Consider the following 17,022-nt stretch of genomic DNA (forward strand, 5'->3'; position numbering starts at 1 on the left):
CCGGTATGGTTGCTAAATTCCATCGGCCCTCCGTCCACTGCAACCGCATGTCGCGGGGAATGGACGGTCGTCAACTGTCGCCATCTTTATACTTGACGCCTTTAGTCACCAATTATATTCGGCGCTGCTAAATCGGGCATCGAGCCCGGGCAAACAGCGACGGTCAAGCATGTCCCTCTCGTTCATTGCGGATCTGGCGAAATGGGGCGACCGGCCGGCGCTGGTCTTTTCCGGGCAACGGATCGTCACCTATCGCGAACTCCATGAGCGGGTCACCCGCCAGGCACTTGCCTTTCGCGGTCCGCGCGGGCTGGTAACGATCGAGGCCGAGCTTTGCGAGCATGCGATCGTCGCCTATCTGGCAGCGCTCGCCGCCCGGCACGCCGTCGCCATGCAAGCCCCGAAGAACGGCGCTGCCGGCTCATGGGTCGATGCCTTCGAGCCAGACTTCGGCTTCCGTCGCATCGATGGCCGCTGGCGCACGGAGCATCTGCGACAGGGCGATCGGACGCCCCATGATGAACTGGCCGTCATGCTCTCGACTTCGGGCAGCACCGGTTGCGGCAAGGCTGTGCGCCTCTCGCGGGAAAACATTTCGGCCAACGCTGTGGCGATCGCGGACTATCTCGGCCTGACGGCGGAAGATCGCGGCTGCCTGATCCTGCCGCTCCATTATTCCTACGGCCTGTCGGTGCTGAATTCTCACCTGGCCGTCGGCGCCAGCCTCTATATTCCCGGCGGCTCCATCCTCGATGCCGGTTTTCTCGATGGTCTCGCGGAAAGCGGAAGCACGAACCTCTCGGGCGTGCCCTACTCCTACGAGCTGCTGGAAAAAGTGGGCTTCCGCGACCGTCGCTTCGCCAAGCTGCGTTTCATGACTGTCGCCGGTGGCCGCTTGAGCGCTGATGTCATCCGAGCCTACAACGACCATCTCGGCACCCAGGGTGTGGCTTTCTTCGCCATGTACGGCCAGACCGAGGCCACCGCCCGCATCGCCTATGTGCCGCCGGCTCAGCTTTCCGGCAACGAGGACAGGATCGGCGTCGCCATTCCAGGTGGACGCCTTCTGATCGTGAGCGAGAGCGGCGTGCCGATCGAAAGCGACGGCGTGGCTGGCGAACTCGTCTATCGCGGCCCGAACGTCATGATGGGCTATGCCATTTCACGGGATGACCTCTGCCGCGGCGCCGACCTTGCCGAATTGCGGACCGGCGACCTCGCCATGCGCCATGCCGACGGCCTGTTCCAGATCGTCGGCCGCATGAAGCGGATCTCCAAGATCGCCGGGCTCAGGATCGCGCACGATGTGCTGGAAGCGGGGCTCGAGGCGCGCGGCATCACCGCTGCCGTTGTCGGCGACGATGCCGGCCTTCACGCCTTTTACGCCGGCAGCCGCGATGCCGAAGAGATCAGGCGGCTCTTGGCGCAGGCAAGCGGGCTGACATTGGCCCACCTGAAGGCGACGCCCCTTGCCGAGATGCCGCGGCTTGCCAGCGGCAAGATCGATTACAACGCACTGAACATGGCAGCCCGCCAGGCGGCGGCCAGTGGCGATGATGATAACGGCGGTATCGAAGGGCTCTTTGCCCAGGTCTTCTATCCAAAGCGGGTGAAGCGGTCCGACAGCTTTGTCTCGCTCGGCGGCGATTCGTTGCGCTTCGTTCAGCTGTCGATCGGGCTGGAAAAAGCGCTGGGGCAAGTTCCGGATGCCTGGGAGACCTTGCCGATCGCCGAGCTATCGCTCCAGGAACGGCGCGAGACTGCCACGCGGCGCATCGGCACCGACCTCTTGATCCGTGCGCTTGCTATTCTTTTGGTCGTCCTGCACCACGAGGTCCTGTGGCCGATCCCCGGCGGGTCGGCGGCCATGGTCGTTCTCGCCGGCTTCAGCCTTGCGCGCTTTCAGATGGGACCGCTGCTTGCAGGCGACGGCTGGGCGATCCTGCGGCCGCTCGCGCAGGTGCTGATCCCCTATTATCTGATCGTTGCGGCCTATGCGGTCGCCTGGGGTGAGGTGCCCTGGGCCTCGGTCTTTCTCGTCGGCAACTTCGGCGTGGCCCTGCCGGAAACGCACGGCATGGTGCCCTATCTCTACTGGTTCATCGAGGCCTATTGCCAGATGATGGTGGTCTTCGTCGGGCTCTTTGCCGTCCCGCAGTTTCGCCGTTTCGTGTCGGCAAAACCCTTCGCCGCCGGGATGGCCTTGCTTCTGGCCGCGCTTGTTACCCGTCTGGCGCTGCCACTCGTCTGGCCGATCGGCAATCGCCAGATCTTCACGCTGCCATGGATCTTCTATCTCGCCGTCATTGGCTGGTGCGCCGCCGTTGCGGAAACGGCCAGGCAGCGGCTGCTGTTGATGCTGGCCGGCACGGCGGCCTTCCTGTTCTTCGGCCTCTACGAAGGAGTCTGGATTGGCACGAAGATCAAATATCTGCTGCAGATCGCCGTCCTGGCAGCGCTGCTTTACCTTCCACGCGTCAGTCTGCCGCGCTGGTCGGCTCAGCTCATCCTGCCCCTGTCGGCGGCGGGTTTCCACATCTACATCCTGCACCGCTTCGTGCCGGAACTGCTGATGGTGCCGATGCAGCCGGCCTTGCCGCCGGCGGCTTTTTCGCTGCTGTCGATCGTCGGCGGCGTGGCGCTCGGCCTCGTCGCATGGCTCGGCCAGCGTCAACTCTTGAAGAAGCTTACCGCATGGCGCGGGCGTGAGATCCGGCCACTGCGGCTGTTCGGCTTCGAGGCGTTGCGCTCGCCGTTACGCCCACTGTGATCCTTGGGTCCTCAGAAACTGGGCCAGGTCCAGTATCAGGGACGGGCGCCCGAGCCCGGTGAGCGTCGCGTGCGCCTGACCGCGATGGTGGGTCTGGTGGTTGAAGAAGTGGCCGAGCGTCGGCGCCAGCCTCTGCGTGACGGCCGCCGGATTGGTGAGCGTTCTGTAGCTAAGCAAAGCGCCAAGGCGCTCGTCGCTGAGGTTGTCGATCCAGGCGATGATGCGTTCGTCCTCGGCCGCCCGCGCGGCGGTAAGCCCGGCGAGGTCCTCGTGCAGGATCGTGTCGAGTGAAGCAGGGGTATTGCCCTCGCCTGTGAAGCGCTTCATCCAGATGCGGTCGGCAACGAGGATATGATTGAGGGTTGAAAGCAGTGAGCCGAAAAAGGCGCCGCGGTTTTCCCGCAATTCGGCATCGGTCAGCTCCGCAGCAGCAGCATAGACGAGGCGGTTCGCCCAGCGGTTATAATCGGCGAACATGCGAAAATGATCGAGCATCGGCTACCTTCCTGATGGCTGCGGTTGCGGATGGCGACGCTAACCCGGAACCGCATTCCTGTGTCTGATATCATTCATGAAATTTACTGATTTGATGACGCGGCGGATATGTCGTTCAAGAGGACGCCAATCGTCCCGGAGAGTTTGCATGACTAGAAAGCTCTATTCGCTGTGTGGATCCGACAGGGCGCGTCCCTTCTCGCCGCATGTGTGGAAGACCGCGATGTCGCTGGCCCACATGGGGCTCGACTTTGACACCGTGCCGATCGGTTTCACCGAAATCCGAGCGATCGAGGACGGGGCGACGAACCTGGTGCCGTTGCTGCGGGATGGAGAAAAGCTCGTGAAGGACAGCTTCGAGATCGCCCTTTATCTCGAACGGACCTATCCGGACCGTCCGGCGCTCTTTGCCGGCGAGGGGGCGATGGCGATCTCCCGCTTCGTCGAGGGTTGGTCGCAGACGACGCTGCACCCGGCCGTCACCCGCATCATTATCCGGGACATTCACGACCGGCTGGACCCCGTCGATCAGGCCTATTTCCGCGAGAGCCGGGAAAAGCGCTTCGGCACGTCGCTCGAGGCCGTGGCCGAAAGTGGCGGATCCTCTCTCGCAACCTTCTCGGAAAAGCTCGAGCCTTTGCGCCATCTGCTGAAGATTCAGGATTTTCTGGGTGGTGCAACGCCGCTTTTCGCCGACTACATCGTCTTCGGCGCGTTTCAATGGGCGCGCATCGTCTCGCCGCAGCGCCTGCTTCAGCCGGGTGATCCCGTCACCGCTTGGTTTGAGCGCTGCCTCGATCTGCATGGCGGGCTCGGGCGCAGTGTGACGGCTGCGTGAAACCCGCCTGGCCTAAGCCGAATCATCGGTGAACCCCCTTGTTTTGCGCGGAATTGGCGGCTAATGAACCGCCACTTCTCAAGAAACAAGGGATTTGAGCCAATGGCTATTGAACGTACCTTCTCGATGATCAAGCCGGACGCGACCAAGCGCAATCTGACCGGCGCCATCACCAAGATGCTCGAAGATGCCGGCCTGCGCGTCGTCGCTTCCAAGCGCGTCTGGATGAGCCGTCGCGAAGCCGAAGGCTTCTACGCCGTTCACAAGGAGCGTCCGTTCTTCGGCGAACTGGTCGAGTTCATGTCCTCCGGCCCGACCATCGTTCAGGTTCTCGAAGGCGAAAACGCAATCGCCAAGAACCGCGAAGTCATGGGCGCCACCAACCCGGCAAACGCTGACGAAGGCACGATCCGCAAGGTTCACGCTCTCTCGATCGGCGAAAACTCGGTTCACGGTTCGGATGCTCCGGAAACCGCTGCTGAAGAAATCGCCTACTGGTTCTCGGGCACCGAGATCGTTGGCTGATTCAAAATCTTCGGTTCGAGCCATAGCGGCTTGAATTGACTCAGGATTTGAGCCGGAGCGGAAACGCTCCGGTTTTTTGTTGCCCGGTCTCTCAGACGGGGCACTTCGCGGTCTCGAAATGGGCTGGTGCCTTGCCGCCGCTGAAGACCGCCGGGTTCTTGTCGTAGGCCGGGCCCTCGACCAGCGGTTTGGCCGGCATGATGTCCTGATCGACATCGGAGACGACGGTGGTCTCAAGCTTCTGCAGTGACTGGCCTTCGGGGCCTTTGACCTCGATCGACACCGTATAGGGGCGATCCTTCTTCACGCAGGTGACATCGGGGCTTTCCAGCACCACCTTCTCCAACTTCGGAAAGAGCTTGCGCTCCAGTGTCAGCGCGTCGCCGCCGGCCGGATTTTCGAAGCGCGCCACCACGATGCTGCCGTCGGGCACCGCCTCGGCCTTGGTCAGCGTGACCATGTAGGTCGCATAGGCGAGGCGGTAGTTGAAGACGAACATCTTGCCCGTCAGCTTCAGCGGATCCGGGCCGCTCTCGCGCTGACATGCCGCAGCGGCAAGTGCGATGGCAAGTGTGGCCAAGATCCCGAATGTCCTTGTCATGGGCCTGCTTCTTCCCTGTTGCGGTGATAGTGGCGCTTGGCTTTGGTGCGGTTGCCGCAGACGGCCATGTCGCACCAAGTGCGGCTGCGGTTGCGGCTGCGGTCGAGAAACAGCCAGCCGCAATTCGGGCAGATCTTCAGCCGATCGGGCTCGGGGTTGGCGGCAAGCGTGAGCGCCGATTGCGCCGTTGCAGTGTCGAGCGAAAGCAGGCCGCCCTGGTGCGTCGAGCCGCGCAAGACGCCGGCGATGGCTTCCAGCAGATCCGCCAAAAGTTCCGGCCGGCCCGTGTCCGAGATCTCTGCGCGAAAATGCCGGTCGCTCGCTTCGCGCAACTGCAAGAGCCGGTCACGGTTCTCCGCGGCGACAGGCGCAAGCGCGCCGAAGCGTACACTCTCCGCGCTGTAGCGGTTGGCGGCTTCTGCAAAGGAATGGAGTGCGACGACATCGGCGAAGCGGTCGATCCGGCGTTCGGGATCGAAACGCAGGACGATGGAATTGGCGACATCCAGTGCCAGGGCGCCGCCGGCAAATCGATGGGCTGTCCAGGTGAAGGTCATGCAAAAATCCTAACTGGCAAAATCGATTTTACCAGTTATATTGATCTTGTCACGCTCCGGATGCGCCATGCTCTATTTTCTGCAGCAGCTCGCCAATGCCGTTCCCGTCGCAGCGCTCTACGCGGCGCTGGCCTTTGGCTACGCGATCGCCTTTGCCGTGACCCGCCGGGCCGATCTCACCTATGGTGCGCTCTTTGCCTTCTCGGGCCAGATCTTTGTGCTGTTTGCTGCTTTCGGCTGGGACCGGCTGTGGCTGGTGCTTCCGGCCGCCCTTGGTCTCGGTACGGCGGCTGCCCTGACTTTCAGTGTTGGTGCCGGGCTCGTCGCCGGGCGGTATGTCATGCGGCCGTTGGCCTTCTCGTCGGCCAACACCGTCGTCGTCGCCTCGCTCGGCTGCCTGCTGGTGCTGATGGAGACGGCACGGCTTGCCTCGGAGACCCGCAGCCTGTGGCTGCCGCCGTTCCTCAATGCCAACATCGTCTTCTGGGATGATCCGCGTTTCCCGGTCACGTTGACCGTCATCCAACTCGGCAATACCGCGCTGATGGCGGCGTTGGTGGCGGCCGGGCACTGGTTCCTGACCCATTCGCGGGCAGGGCGGTTCTGGCGGGCCGTCTCCGAAGACCGGGGGGCTGCAGCGCTTTGCGGGGTCGACGCGGCCACTGTCTACATCGCCGCCTATGGCGCGGCGTCCCTGATTGCCGCCTTTTGCGGCATCCTCGCCGCGTCCTACTACGGCAACATGGATTTCGGCACAGGGCTTACTTTCGGCGTCAAGGTACTGTTCATCGCCGCCATCGGCGGCCAGGCCTCGCCGCTCTATGCAGCCCTCGGCGCTGCCGCGGTCGGCCTGCTCGAAACACTATGGAGCGCCTATGGGCCGATCCTCTGGCGCGACTTTGCGATCTTCGGATTTCTGGTGATCGTGCTGGCGGTGACGCGCAAGGAGAAGCTCATTCCCTGACCTCAAGGAACGGCGGCTACTTCGACCAGCGGTCCCGTGCGGTGTCGTCGGCATCCTTGGCGCTGACCCAGCCGCCGGTCGTGCCGTCGCCCAAATGTTCCTTCTTCCAGAAGGGAGCCGATGTCTTCAGGAAATCCATGATGAAGTTGGCGCCGTCGAAGGCGGCCTGCCGGTGCCGCGAGGCGGCAACGACAAGCACGATGTTCTCGCCGGGAAGGATCTTGCCGTAGCGGTGGATGGCAGTGGCCGCCTGGAGCGAGAAGCGCTCGACCGCCTCCTGGCAGATGCGTTCGATCTCCGCCTCGGCCATGCCGGGGTAGTGTTCCAGTTCGAGGGCGGCAAGCGTGCCTGCCTCGTCGCGGCAAAGCCCGGAAAAGGTGGTGATGGCGCCGATGTCGGCACGCCCGGCCGAAAGCTTGGCGACCTCGCTATTGAGGTCGAAATCCTCGCGCTGGACGCGCACGGTCACCGGCGCGCGCATGGCCTCAGCCACCCGTCATCGGCGGAAACAGGGCGATCTCCCGGGCGCCGGCGATCGGCTCCTTGTGGTCGACATGTTCCTGGTTGATGGCCGCGCGGATGACGTTTTCATGTTCGAGCGCCGCCTCGTATTCCTCGCCGAGCGTCTTCAGGTGCTGAAGCAGATCGGCAATGGTGACGACACCGGCGGGAAGGTCGAGGGTTTCCTCGCCCTTGCCGATACGCTCGCGCACCCATGAGAAATAGACCAGGTTGACGGTGCTCATTCGTTGACCACGTGCTTGAGGCCGGCGCGGAAGTAATCGTAGCCCGAATAGAGCGTGATCGCGGCGGCAATCCACAGGAGCACGATACCGGCTTCCGTCGTATAGGGCAAAATCTTGTCGCCGGCCGGGCCGGCAAGCAGGAAGGCGATGGCGACCATCTGGATCGTCGTCTTCCACTTGGCGATGCGGGTAACGGGAACGCTGACCTTCAGCGCCGCCAGATATTCGCGCAGGCCGGAGACCAGGATTTCACGGCACAGAATGATGATCGCAGCCCAGATCGACCAGCCGGCGATCGTGCCGTCGGCGGCGACCAGCAGCAGGATGGAGGCGACCAGCAGCTTGTCGGCGATCGGATCGAGCATCTTGCCGATGTTCGATGTCTGCTTCCAGATGCGTGCGAGATAGCCGTCGAAGAAATCGGTGATTGAGGCAACGGCAAAAAGCGCCACTGCCGTCCAGCGCGCGAAGTCCGAACTGTGCAGCCGTCCTTCGACGAAGAAGCAAAGGACGATCAGCGGCACGATCAGGATGCGGAAATAGGTGAGCAGGTTCGGGATGCTGTAGGCGACGGGCGTGGGCATGGATTCGTGTTCTCTGGTTCGTCAGGTACAGAAATGACTTTGCTGGCCGGAGGTCAACAGGTCATCGTCGTCAACTGTCATATTTGCCCTATCGCATGTGAACGCCGGGTGAATTGTGACATCAGGTTTTCATTTCCCGGCATCGTCGTGGAAATGTTCGTAGACCAGCCGCGCCACCGTTTCGGAAATCCCGGCGACGGCCATCAGGTCGTTGATGCCGGCGCGCGAGACGGCTTTGGCGGTGCCGAAATGCGTGAGCAGCGCGCGCTTGCGCGTCGGCCCGATGCCGGCGATCTCGTCGAGCGGGTTCTTGACCATCTCCTTTTTGCGGCGAGCCCGATGCGAGCCGATCGCGAAACGGTGCGCCTCGTCGCGCAGCCGCTGGATGAAATAGAGCACCGGATCGCGCGGCGGCAGCGTGAAGCTGTCGCGACCGAACGCGAAGAAGCGTTCGCGGCCGGCGTCGCGATCGACGCCCTTGGCGACGCCGATCGCCGTCACGCAGTCCTCGACATCGAGCTCCTTGAGGATGGCGCGCACCGCGGTCATCTGTCCCTGACCGCCGTCGATGAGAATGACGTCGGGCCAGGCGGGGAAAGCGGCATCGTCACCGACCTCCACGCTCCGGTCCGGTTTGCCCTCTTCCTTCAGCAGCCGCGAGAACCGCCGAGTCATCACTTCGCGCATCATACCGAAGTCGTCGCCCGGGGTGATGTCGGTCGATTTGATGTTGAACTTGCGGTACTGGCCTTTGACGAAGCCTTCCGGCCCCGCCACCACCATGCCGCCGACGGCATTGGTGCCCATGATGTGCGAGTTGTCGTAGATCTCGATGCGGCGCGGCGTGCGCTCCAGCTTGAAGGTTTCCGAGAAGCCTTCGAGCAGGCGTGACTGCGAGGCCGTTTCTGCCAACTTGCGGCCGTGCGCCTCGCGCGCATTGGCGAGCGCGTGATCGACGAGATCCTTCTTTTCGCCGCGCTGCGGCACCTGGATCGCGACCTTGTATCCGGATTTTTCGCTGAGCGCCTGGCCGAGCAGTTCCTGCTCTTCCACCGCTTCGCAAAGCAGGATCTGCCGCGGACAGGGCTTGTCGTCGTAGAACTGTGCGAGGAATTGCGAGAGCACCTCGGCCGTCGGCAGCGACGGGTCGGCCTTCGGGAAATAGGCGCGGTTGCCCCAGTTCTGCCCGGTGCGGAAGAAGAACACCTGGATGCAGGAGATGCCACCCTCGTGGTGGATCGCAAAGACGTCGGCTTCCTCGACGCCAGAGGGGTTGATGCCCTGGTGGCTCTGGACGTGGCTGAGTGCGGCGAGGCGGTCGCGGTAAAGCGCTGCCCTTTCGAAGTCGAGGTTCTCGGCTGCCTCGCCCATGGCGGCAGCGATCGTCGCCTTCACCGCTTGGCTCTTGCCCGAGAGGAAGTCCTTGGCCTCCTGAACGAGTTCCGCATAGCCTTGATCGCTGATTTCGCCGGTGCAGGGCGCCGAACAGCGCTTGATCTGGTAGAGCAGGCAGGGGCGCGTGCGCGTTTCGAAGACGCTGTCGGTGCAGGTCCGAAGCAAAAAGGCGCGCTGCAACGAATTGATCGTGCGGCCGACCGCGCCGGCGGACGCGAAGGGACCGAAAAAGTCGCCCTTGCGGCTGCGTGCGCCGCGATGCTTGTAGAGTGCCGGCGCACGGCTGTCGCCGGTCACCAGAATATAGGGAAACGACTTGTCGTCGCGCAAAAGCACGTTGAAGCGGGGCCTCAGGCGCTTGATCAGGTTCGCTTCGAGCAGCAGCGCCTCGATCTCGGTGCGCGTCGTCACGAACTCCATGTTCGCGGTCTCGCGCACCATGCGGGCGATGCGGTTGGAATGACCGCGCCCCTGGGCATAATTGCTGACGCGCTTCTTCAGGCTGCGCGCCTTGCCGACATAGAGAACGTCGCCGGCCTCGTTGAACATGCGATAGACGCCGGGGCCGTTCGGCAGCAGCTTGACGAAAGCCTGGATCAGCTCCGCGCCCTTCAGCCCTTCGGTCTCCGAATGGTTCTCGTGCCACTCGACGACGGGCGCAACGCCGCTTACGTCAGACACTTCGATCAGGTCGTCGTCGTCTTCCGCTTCGCTGCCATCATAAAGGATGCCGCCGTCGGCCGGCACGCGTCCATTCATTCCACTATCTCCCTGATGTCGGGCGTTTCCCAGGCGAGGTGTTGGCCCCCATCCAGTGCGATCATCTGTCCGGTAATCGACGGCGTGTCGAACAGGAAGCGGATCGTCCGTCCGAATTCGTCGAGCGTCGGCCCGCGCTTCAAGATCAGCGCATCGACCTGCGCCTCAAAATCCTTCGGGTCCTGCCGTTCGTTCGGCAGCGTCGGTCCGGGGCCGATGCCGTTGACGCGGATGCGCGGGGCGAGTGCCTGCGCCATCGTCCGGGTGGCCGTCCAAAGCGCCGACTTGGACAACATATAGGAATAAAAGCGCGGATTGGGAGCCCAGACGCGCTGGTCGATGACATTGATGATAAGCCCGCTGGCGTTGGCCGGTAGTTGCGCGGCGAAATCGCGCGCCAACAGGGAAGGGGCTTTCACATGCAGCGCGAAATGCTGGTCCCAGACCCCTTCGTCGAAGGCATCGAGGCTATCCTTCTTGAACAGCGACGCATTGTTGACGAGCAGATCGATCGGCCCGAGTGCTGCTGTCGCGCGCTCGATCAGTGTCGATGTCGCGCCCGTATCCGTAAGGTCGGCTCGAATCGCGACGGCATTCGTTCCGGTCTTCTTCAGGGTTTCGGCCAGGGCCCGCGCTTCGTCAAACGAGGCATCGGCATGAATGGCGACCGCAAAGCCGTGGGCGGCCAGGTCCTCCACTATAGCTTTACCGATCCTCTTGGCGCCCCCGGTTACGAGAGCCGCCTTCAGTGCTTTCTTCAACGTTTCATCCCGCTTTTTCGAATCTTCGCGTCAGCGGACGAAGATATAGGGAAGAAACGCGGGGCTGAAACACTCCCTGACGATTCCTTGCCCAAAAATTAATGGAATTGGCGTAAATTGTATTATTTTGCGTATTCATAGTATAGCTTTCGTTAATCTTGATTTATGGTTAACAAATCTCCTGTGGCGCCAAAGCAACATCAAACTTCGGGCGCGTTTGTGCCACCAAAATTTCACATTTTGGCTCTTGTGAATCCGCATTTGCTGGCCAATTTCAGCTCAACCGGGCGGGTTAAATTAAGAGTTGCCTGATGTTTCACTGTGGGACCCCAAGCCCTCGGCGCATCGGGACGAAAAGGAGAATGTTTATGCGTACGCTCACCACCACCCTCATGGCTTCGGCTGTGTCCCTCATCGCCTTCCAGGCCGCCCAGGCTGCAGACGCGATCGACGAAGTTCCGGCAGCTCCGCAGGCCGAATACAGCGAGCCGGCAGTCAAGAACTGGTCGGGCGCCTATGTCGGCGGTACCGCCGATTGGAAGCATGGCCAGCACGATGCGACCGGCAGCAACACCGCAGCCGGCTTCGGCGGCGGCCTCTATGGTGGCTACAACGTTCAGGATGGCCAGATGGTATACGGCGGCGAAGCCGATATCGGTTACTCCGGCCAGGATTCGACCAAGGGCAACCTGCGCATGAAGCAGGGCGTCAACGGCTCGCTCCGCGGCCGCGTCGGTGTCGATCTGAACCCGGTCCTCGTCTACGGTACCGCAGGTCTTGCCGTCGGCCAGACCAAGGGCACCGTCGGCGGCGCTTCCGACAAGAACACCATGGTCGGCTGGACCGCAGGCGTCGGTGCTGAAACCTTCGTCACGGACAACATCACCGCACGCGTCGAGTACCGTTACACGGACTACGGTTCGAAGGACTTCCGTATGGGCAGCACCAAGGTCTCGTCCGGCTACGACGAGCACGCTGTTAAAGTCGGTATGGGCGTGAAGTTCTGATCGGCTTCTGCCGGATCATAGAAAAGGCCGGGGAGACCCGGCCTTTTTTGTGTCTGCACGTTAGGCCTTGAACTTGGGGTAATCCGGGAAGTGCTTTTCGAACTTCGCCGGCCAGTTCTTCAGCTTGGCGCGCCCCTTCTGCCATTCGCCGGCAAACCGCAGCTCGATGTAGCGCAGCATCGCCGCGAGTGCGAAATGGCCTGCATTGAGCTTGGCCCCGGTCTTCGGCAGGTTGGCATTCAGATGGTCGAGGCTGCGCTCGACCTTTTCCCATTGCCGGTCGATCCAGGGCTGGTGCACCTTTTCCGGCGGATGGGAGCGTTTCTCGTAGACGATCGACAGCAGGCTGTCACAGACGCCGTCGCATAGCGCTTCCAGCAACTCGACGTCGGTGCGCTTTTCGGCGTTCCTGGGATAGAGCTTGCCCTTGGTCTCCCGGTCGATGAAATGCATGATGGTGCGGCTGTCGTAGAGCGCCCGTCCGTCGTCGAGAATCAGCGTCGGGATCTTGCCGAGCGGATTGTTGTCGATCAGCTCCGGCGGGTTGGCATTGGTGTCGGTCAAGACACTTTCGGCCGCATAGCCCGCATAATGCGCCGCCATGCGCACCTTGTTCGAATAGGGCGAGGCGGGCGAGTACAAGATCTTCATCGGGCGTCTTTCCTTCCAGGGATTGCGAGATGGGTTTCTGACAGGCGCCTTCTGCGGCTGGTCAAAGCGCCGGGGGCAGCGACACGCTTTCCTTTCGGCAGGCCTGGCGATCGACCGCCGGGCAGGCGCGGAAATTGAGCGACTTGTCGAAGCAGATCCGGATTTCCTCGAGCCGACCGCCCTCGCAGGTCACGGCGACCGTGTCCTTCGTCATGCCGGGATTCTTGGCAACGAGCGCATCTTCGATGGCGGCGACGCGCAGGCCCTTTTCTTGCGGGGGAGGTGCGAGCTCCGATGGCAGCGTCAGCCGGTCCCAGGCCGCGCGCGTGACGGCGAAGTATTCCTCCTGACTGAGGCCGGAGCAGGTCCCGTGCTTGCGCCATTGGTGGCCGATCAGGCCCATCGATGGAATGAGGTCGAGATATTGCTTGCCGAGCGACGACGGCACGCGATCGGACTGTCGTGTCGGGCAGAAGTCCGGATAGCCCCGTTCGTTCTGCGGCCACAGGCCATGCACGATCAGGCCGCGATTGCCGCCGACTTCGCACTGGCTGGATTTTCCCTTGGGGTCATTGTCGCCGCACCAGGTCGGCGACCAGGAAAGCGAGAGCACATAGAAATCGAAGCCGTTGCCGACCGGCACCGTAACGGCCGCCTTCGTGGCTTGCGTTCCCGTCGCCGTCGGTGCCTTTTCAGTGTTCTGATCGCTGCAGCCAACGAGGGCTGCTGCAACGAAAAGCGCCGGCAGAAGCCGGCGCGTTTTCCGGAATGATCTCATGATTAACGGAGCGAGGCGCAAAAGGCGCCGTAGACATACCAGGGATCGAGGCCGCCGACGCAGAACTCGATGCTTCTGCCGACGCCGGCAAAGCCCCACGGGCGTTCGATGAGGTAATAGAGCGCACGCTGTTCGCCGTTGGTCATCACAGCGGTTCCGTAGCAATATTCACGCTCGACGAGATGCGTCTCGTCGCGGAACTCCTGCCGATTCTGCCCCATGTCGCGGATCTCGGCGATCGAGAGATTGGTGTGCAGGTAGTTTGCATCCCGATACTCGAAACGGGATGTGATGAAGCCGAGAACCGAGGATTCGCTGCAGACCCCGGCGTTGTAGGATTGCGCCTGGCTGCTGCCGATATAGTCGGCGGCAATGGCGCCCGGCGCCGTAGCGCCGGCGAGGGAAAGCGAAATGAGAAGCGTGGCGGCGAGCGTGCGAGTCATGGGCGTCTCCCTATGTCGTCGCATGAGATTGCGGTGCGTCGCGCCCGTCCGTCAAGCCCCTCGGGTTGTCTGTTCTTCCCCGCGCAGCCAGAAGCAGCGACTGGACGCGAAACGATCCTGCCCCAACCGGGTTTTCAGGAACGGCAGCAGCAGGTCGAGCTCGCTCTTCAGCGTGAAGGGCGGGTTTACGATGATGAGGCCGGAACCGGAAAGCCCTGTGGTTTCCCGGTCGCTTCTGACGGACAGTTCGGCGCAGAGCATCTTCGGGATGTCCAGCGCCTTCAGCGCCTCATGAAACGCTTTGATCGGCGCCCCCTGCTTCAGGGGATACCACAGGCAATAGACGCCGCCGGTAAAGCGGCGGTAGCCGCGCGCAAGGCCATCCACCAGCCGTTCGTATTCGCCCTCCTTTTCGAAGGGTGGGTCGACGAGAATCAATCCGCGCTTTTCCTTCGGCGGCAGGTGCGCGCCCAGCGCCAGCCAGCCGTCGAGCTCGGTGACGCGGCTCTGGAAATCGGCGTCGAACAGCCGGTGCAGCGTTTCGTAGTCGTCCGGATGCAGCTCCATCGCCGAAAGCCGGTCCTGGGGTCGGAAGAGCATGCGGGCGAGCTTCGGCGAGCCGGGGTAGAGCGTCAGCTCGGAGCCGGGGTTCAGCGCGCGGATGGAGGACAGGTAGGGGGCGAGGATCACCGCGATCTCCGGTGGCAGTTCGCCCTCGAGCAGACGGCCGACGCCGTCGCGCCATTCGCCGGTCTTCTGCGCTTCCTCGCTGGAGAGGTCGTAGAGCCCGGTGCCCGCATGGGTATCGAGAACACGGAACGCTTTCTCCTTCTGCTGGAGATAGGTGACGAGCCGTGCCAGCACTGCGTGCTTCAGGACGTCGGCAAAATTGCCTGCGTGATAGATGTGCCGATAGTTCATGAGCGCCGCCGATGGCTGTGATCAATAGTTGCGATGGGTGGGCGATTGGCTCTTTGAGCCGAAATGCCGATGCCATATAGAAAAGCCATGAACGTTGCGACCCCCATCAAAGCAGAAAAAACCATCGGCCACTCGGTCTGTCCGCACGACTGTCCCTCGGCCTGTGCCCTGGAAGTCGACCTGACCGCCGAAGGGCGGATCGGCCGTGTGCGCGGTGCAGCCGCCAATACCTACACCGCCGGCGTGATCTGCGCCAAGGTGGCGCGGTATCCCGAGCGCATCTATCATCCCGACCGTCTGATGGTGCCGAAGCGCCGCAAGGGCGCCAAGGGCGAGGGGGGTTGGCAGGAAGTGAGCTGGGAGGCCGCGCTCGACGAGATCGCCGATCAGTTCATTCGCGCCGAGCAGAAATATGGCGCCGAGACCGTGTGGCCATACTTCTACGCGGGCACCATGGGCCAGGTGCAGCGCGACTCGATCGACCGGCTGCGTCACGCCAAGCGCTATTCCGGCTTCTTCGGCTCGATCTGCACCAACATGGCCTGGACCGGTTTGAGCATGGCGACCGGCGCCTTGCGCGGCCCCGACCCGCGCGAAATGGCCAGGGCCGATTGCGTGGTGATCTGGGGCACGAATGCGGTTGCGACCCAGGTCAACGTGATGACCCATGCGGTGAAAGCCCGCAAGGATCGCGGCGCGAAGATCGTCGTCATCGACATCTACGACAATCCGACGGTCAAGCAAGCGGACATGGGCCTGGTGCTGAAGCCGGGCACCGACGCAGCACTTGCCTGCGCCGTGATGCACATCGCGTTTCGCGACGGCTACGCCGACCGGTCCTACATGGCGAAATTCGCCGACGATCCGGCCGGCCTTGAAGCGCATCTGAAGTCGCGCGGGCCGGAATGGGCGTCGGCGATCACCGGCCTTTCGGTCGAGGAAATCGAGGCCTTTGCAAAATTGGTCGGCACGACGCCGCGGACCTATTTCCGGCTCGGCTACGGTTTCACGCGCCAGCGCAACGGTGCCGTCGCCATCCACGCGGCGGCATCCGTGGCGACCGTGCTCGGTTCCTGGAAACACGAAGGCGGCGGTGCCTTCCATTCCAACAACGATATCTTCAAGCTCGACAAGCGCGAGTTGATCGGCTCGGCCTTTCACGATCCGGATGTGCGCATGCTCGACCAGTCGCAGATCGGCCGGGTGCTGACCGGCGACGCCGAGGCGCTGCGCCACCGCGGGCCGGTGACGGCGATGCTGATCCAGAACACCAATCCCGTGAACGTCGCGCCGGAGCAGCGGCTGGTGAAGCGCGGCTTCCTGCGCGACGACCTCTTTGTTGCCGTGCACGAGCAGTTCATGACCGATACGGCTGCTGTTGCCGATATCGTGCTTCCGGCCACCATGTTCCTGGAGCATGACGATCTCTATCGCGGCGGCGGCCATCAGCACATCCTGATCGGTCCTAAGGTGGTAGAACCACCCTCGACCGTGCGCACCAATCTGTTCGTCATCGAGGAACTGGCCAAGCGCCTTGGCGTTGCCGATCATGCCGGCTTCGGCCTGACCGAGCGTGAGCACATTGATCGGCTGTTCGCCAACTACGGCATCGGCTACGAAGAGATGAAACGGGAGAAGTGGCTCGACTGTCAGCCCGCCTTCGAGGAGGCGCACTATCTCAACGGCTTTGGCCACCCGGACGGCAAGTTCCGCTTCAAGGCGGATTGGACGGGGACGCCGGCGCCGAACCGGCCGCCGAAGTCGATGGGCATTCAGGGGCCGCACCAGGCGCTGCCGGAGTTTCCTGATCATGTCGACCTCATCGAGCTTGCCGACGCCGAGCACCCGTTCCGGCTGGCGACCTCTCCGGCTCGATCCTTCCTGAATTCGACCTTTGCCGAGACACCGTCCTCGATCCAGAAGGAAGTGCGCCCGGAAGTGATGGTTCATGCGGAAGATGCTGCAGAACTCGGCATTGCCGATGGCGATGTCGTCCAACTCGGCAACGTCCGCGGCGAGGTGCGTCTGCATGCGAAGATCGGTGGCGGCGCCCGTCGCGGCGTGGTCATCGCCGAGGGCCTGTGGCCGAATGGCGCGCATCTCGACGGGGAGGGCATCAACGTGCTCACCGGCGCCGATGCGGTGGCGCCCTATGGTGGTGCCGCCTTTCACGACAACAGGGTCTGGGTAAGGTTGGCGCGCTAAGTCAGGTTAGAACGGCAGACGG

General features: G+C 62.8%; 18 protein-coding genes. 6 read left to right on the forward strand and 12 right to left on the reverse strand.

Annotated features, from left to right (window positions below):
* Positions 1-169 precede the first annotated feature (169 nt).
* The gene (locus IB263_RS05970) at positions 170-2,770 is read left to right on the forward strand and encodes an AMP-binding protein (RefSeq protein ID WP_192437909.1); all 2,601 of its coding nucleotides are present in this window, start codon (positions 170-172) and stop codon (positions 2,768-2,770) included.
* Here IB263_RS05970 and IB263_RS05975 read toward each other — a convergent pair.
* Complete coding sequence (locus IB263_RS05975; RefSeq protein ID WP_192437911.1) at positions 2,756-3,265, reverse strand: DinB family protein; 510 nt, start codon at positions 3,263-3,265, stop codon at positions 2,756-2,758. The genes IB263_RS05970 and IB263_RS05975 overlap by 15 nt on opposite strands.
* Positions 3,266-3,413: 148 nt before the next feature.
* Here IB263_RS05975 and IB263_RS05980 point away from each other — a divergent pair, with 148 nt between their 5' ends.
* A complete protein-coding gene (locus IB263_RS05980) occupies positions 3,414-4,103 on the forward strand; it encodes a glutathione S-transferase family protein (protein ID WP_192437913.1) in 690 nt (229 codons plus the stop codon).
* Positions 4,104-4,205: 102 nt separating this feature from the next.
* Positions 4,206-4,628 carry a nucleoside-diphosphate kinase gene (ndk, locus tag IB263_RS05985; RefSeq protein ID WP_034803877.1) on the forward strand — a complete coding sequence of 141 codons (423 nt, stop codon included), beginning with the start codon at positions 4,206-4,208 and terminating at the stop codon, positions 4,626-4,628.
* 91 nt (positions 4,629-4,719) lie between these two features.
* Here the strand turns inward: ndk and IB263_RS05990 are convergent, their stop codons facing one another.
* On the reverse strand, positions 4,720-5,229 hold the full coding sequence (locus IB263_RS05990; protein ID WP_034803874.1) for a hypothetical protein: 510 nt from the start codon (positions 5,227-5,229) through the stop codon (positions 4,720-4,722).
* Positions 5,226-5,786: a CGNR zinc finger domain-containing protein gene (locus tag IB263_RS05995; RefSeq protein ID WP_192437916.1), complete on the reverse strand. Its 561-nt coding sequence runs from the start codon at positions 5,784-5,786 to the stop codon at positions 5,226-5,228. The genes IB263_RS05990 and IB263_RS05995 overlap by 4 nt, the downstream gene beginning before the upstream one ends.
* A gap of 67 nt (positions 5,787-5,853) precedes the next feature.
* On the opposite strand from IB263_RS05995, the gene IB263_RS06000 reads away from it, so the two are divergent.
* Entirely contained in the window at positions 5,854-6,750 is an 897-nt protein-coding gene (locus IB263_RS06000) for a branched-chain amino acid ABC transporter permease (protein WP_192437918.1), read from the forward strand.
* 16 nt (positions 6,751-6,766) lie between these two features.
* Here the strand turns inward: IB263_RS06000 and IB263_RS06005 are convergent, their stop codons facing one another.
* The 5 genes from IB263_RS06005 to IB263_RS06025 all read right to left on the reverse strand — a co-directional run bounded on the left by IB263_RS06005 (position 6,767) and on the right by IB263_RS06025 (position 10,995).
* The gene (locus tag IB263_RS06005) at positions 6,767-7,231 is read right to left on the reverse strand and encodes a molybdenum cofactor biosynthesis protein MoaE (protein WP_034804281.1); all 465 of its coding nucleotides are present in this window, start codon (positions 7,229-7,231) and stop codon (positions 6,767-6,769) included.
* A gap of 4 nt (positions 7,232-7,235) precedes the next feature.
* Entirely contained in the window at positions 7,236-7,496 is a 261-nt protein-coding gene (moaD, locus tag IB263_RS06010; protein WP_034803865.1) for a molybdopterin converting factor subunit 1, read from the reverse strand.
* On the reverse strand, positions 7,493-8,080 hold the full coding sequence (gene pgsA / locus IB263_RS06015) for a CDP-diacylglycerol--glycerol-3-phosphate 3-phosphatidyltransferase (RefSeq protein WP_034803862.1): 588 nt from the start codon (positions 8,078-8,080) through the stop codon (positions 7,493-7,495). The genes moaD and pgsA overlap by 4 nt, the downstream gene beginning before the upstream one ends.
* Before the next feature lie 129 nt (positions 8,081-8,209).
* Positions 8,210-10,234, reverse strand: coding sequence for an excinuclease ABC subunit UvrC (gene uvrC / locus IB263_RS06020; RefSeq protein WP_192437920.1), 2,025 nt, complete (start codon positions 10,232-10,234; stop codon positions 8,210-8,212).
* On the reverse strand, positions 10,231-10,995 hold the full coding sequence (locus IB263_RS06025; RefSeq protein ID WP_060522139.1) for an SDR family oxidoreductase: 765 nt from the start codon (positions 10,993-10,995) through the stop codon (positions 10,231-10,233). Before IB263_RS06025 ends, uvrC begins: the two co-directional genes overlap by 4 nt.
* 368 nt (positions 10,996-11,363) lie before the next feature.
* Between IB263_RS06025 and IB263_RS06030 the strand changes: the two genes are divergently transcribed.
* On the forward strand, positions 11,364-12,002 hold the full coding sequence (locus IB263_RS06030; RefSeq protein WP_060522140.1) for an outer membrane protein: 639 nt from the start codon (positions 11,364-11,366) through the stop codon (positions 12,000-12,002).
* A gap of 60 nt (positions 12,003-12,062) precedes the next feature.
* Here IB263_RS06030 and IB263_RS06035 read toward each other — a convergent pair whose 3' ends face one another.
* From IB263_RS06035 to IB263_RS06050, 4 genes are all read right to left on the reverse strand, one after another.
* The gene (locus IB263_RS06035; RefSeq protein ID WP_034803852.1) at positions 12,063-12,653 is read right to left on the reverse strand and encodes a glutathione S-transferase; all 591 of its coding nucleotides are present in this window, start codon (positions 12,651-12,653) and stop codon (positions 12,063-12,065) included.
* 61 nt (positions 12,654-12,714) lie between these two features.
* Positions 12,715-13,431, reverse strand: a complete 717-nt coding sequence (locus tag IB263_RS06040) for a ribonuclease T(2) (RefSeq protein ID WP_192437922.1) — start codon at positions 13,429-13,431, stop codon at positions 12,715-12,717.
* Positions 13,432-13,433: 2 nt separating this feature from the next.
* Complete coding sequence (locus IB263_RS06045) at positions 13,434-13,874, reverse strand: hypothetical protein (protein ID WP_192437924.1); 441 nt, start codon at positions 13,872-13,874, stop codon at positions 13,434-13,436.
* A gap of 51 nt (positions 13,875-13,925) precedes the next feature.
* Positions 13,926-14,795 carry a 23S rRNA (adenine(2030)-N(6))-methyltransferase RlmJ gene (locus IB263_RS06050; RefSeq protein ID WP_192437926.1) on the reverse strand — a complete coding sequence of 290 codons (870 nt, stop codon included), beginning with the start codon at positions 14,793-14,795 and terminating at the stop codon, positions 13,926-13,928.
* Positions 14,796-14,864: 69 nt separating this feature from the next.
* On the opposite strand from IB263_RS06050, the gene IB263_RS06055 reads away from it, so the two are divergent.
* Positions 14,865-17,000: a molybdopterin-dependent oxidoreductase gene (locus tag IB263_RS06055; RefSeq protein WP_192437928.1), complete on the forward strand. Its 2,136-nt coding sequence runs from the start codon at positions 14,865-14,867 to the stop codon at positions 16,998-17,000.
* The last annotated feature ends 22 nt before the right edge of the window (positions 17,001-17,022 follow it).

Source organism: Ensifer sp. ENS03, from assembly GCF_014852035.1.
GTDB classification, from domain to species: Bacteria; Pseudomonadota; Alphaproteobacteria; order Rhizobiales; family Rhizobiaceae; genus Ensifer; species Ensifer adhaerens.

Bases quoted from the DNA above. Each gene is read 5' to 3' on its own strand.
- IB263_RS05970 (WP_192437909.1), top strand. From the start codon at position 170: ATGTCCCTCTCGTTCATTGCGGATCTGGCGAAATGGGGCGACCGGCCG.
- IB263_RS05975 (WP_192437911.1), bottom strand. From the start codon at position 3,265: ATGCTCGATCATTTTCGCATGTTCGCCGATTATAACCGCTGGGCGAAC.
- IB263_RS05980 (WP_192437913.1), top strand. From the start codon at position 3,414: ATGACTAGAAAGCTCTATTCGCTGTGTGGATCCGACAGGGCGCGTCCC.
- ndk (WP_034803877.1), top strand. From the start codon at position 4,206: ATGGCTATTGAACGTACCTTCTCGATGATCAAGCCGGACGCGACCAAG.
- IB263_RS05990 (WP_034803874.1), bottom strand. From the start codon at position 5,229: ATGACAAGGACATTCGGGATCTTGGCCACACTTGCCATCGCACTTGCC.
- IB263_RS05995 (WP_192437916.1), bottom strand. From the start codon at position 5,786: ATGACCTTCACCTGGACAGCCCATCGATTTGCCGGCGGCGCCCTGGCA.
- IB263_RS06000 (WP_192437918.1), top strand. From the start codon at position 5,854: ATGCTCTATTTTCTGCAGCAGCTCGCCAATGCCGTTCCCGTCGCAGCG.
- IB263_RS06005 (WP_034804281.1), bottom strand. From the start codon at position 7,231: ATGCGCGCGCCGGTGACCGTGCGCGTCCAGCGCGAGGATTTCGACCTC.
- moaD (WP_034803865.1), bottom strand. From the start codon at position 7,496: ATGAGCACCGTCAACCTGGTCTATTTCTCATGGGTGCGCGAGCGTATC.
- pgsA (WP_034803862.1), bottom strand. From the start codon at position 8,080: ATGCCCACGCCCGTCGCCTACAGCATCCCGAACCTGCTCACCTATTTC.
- uvrC (WP_192437920.1), bottom strand. From the start codon at position 10,234: ATGAATGGACGCGTGCCGGCCGACGGCGGCATCCTTTATGATGGCAGC.
- IB263_RS06030 (WP_060522140.1), top strand. From the start codon at position 11,364: ATGCGTACGCTCACCACCACCCTCATGGCTTCGGCTGTGTCCCTCATC.
- IB263_RS06035 (WP_034803852.1), bottom strand. From the start codon at position 12,653: ATGAAGATCTTGTACTCGCCCGCCTCGCCCTATTCGAACAAGGTGCGC.
- IB263_RS06040 (WP_192437922.1), bottom strand. From the start codon at position 13,431: ATGAGATCATTCCGGAAAACGCGCCGGCTTCTGCCGGCGCTTTTCGTT.
- IB263_RS06045 (WP_192437924.1), bottom strand. From the start codon at position 13,874: ATGACTCGCACGCTCGCCGCCACGCTTCTCATTTCGCTTTCCCTCGCC.
- IB263_RS06050 (WP_192437926.1), bottom strand. From the start codon at position 14,795: ATGAACTATCGGCACATCTATCACGCAGGCAATTTTGCCGACGTCCTG.
- IB263_RS06055 (WP_192437928.1), top strand. From the start codon at position 14,865: ATGCCATATAGAAAAGCCATGAACGTTGCGACCCCCATCAAAGCAGAA.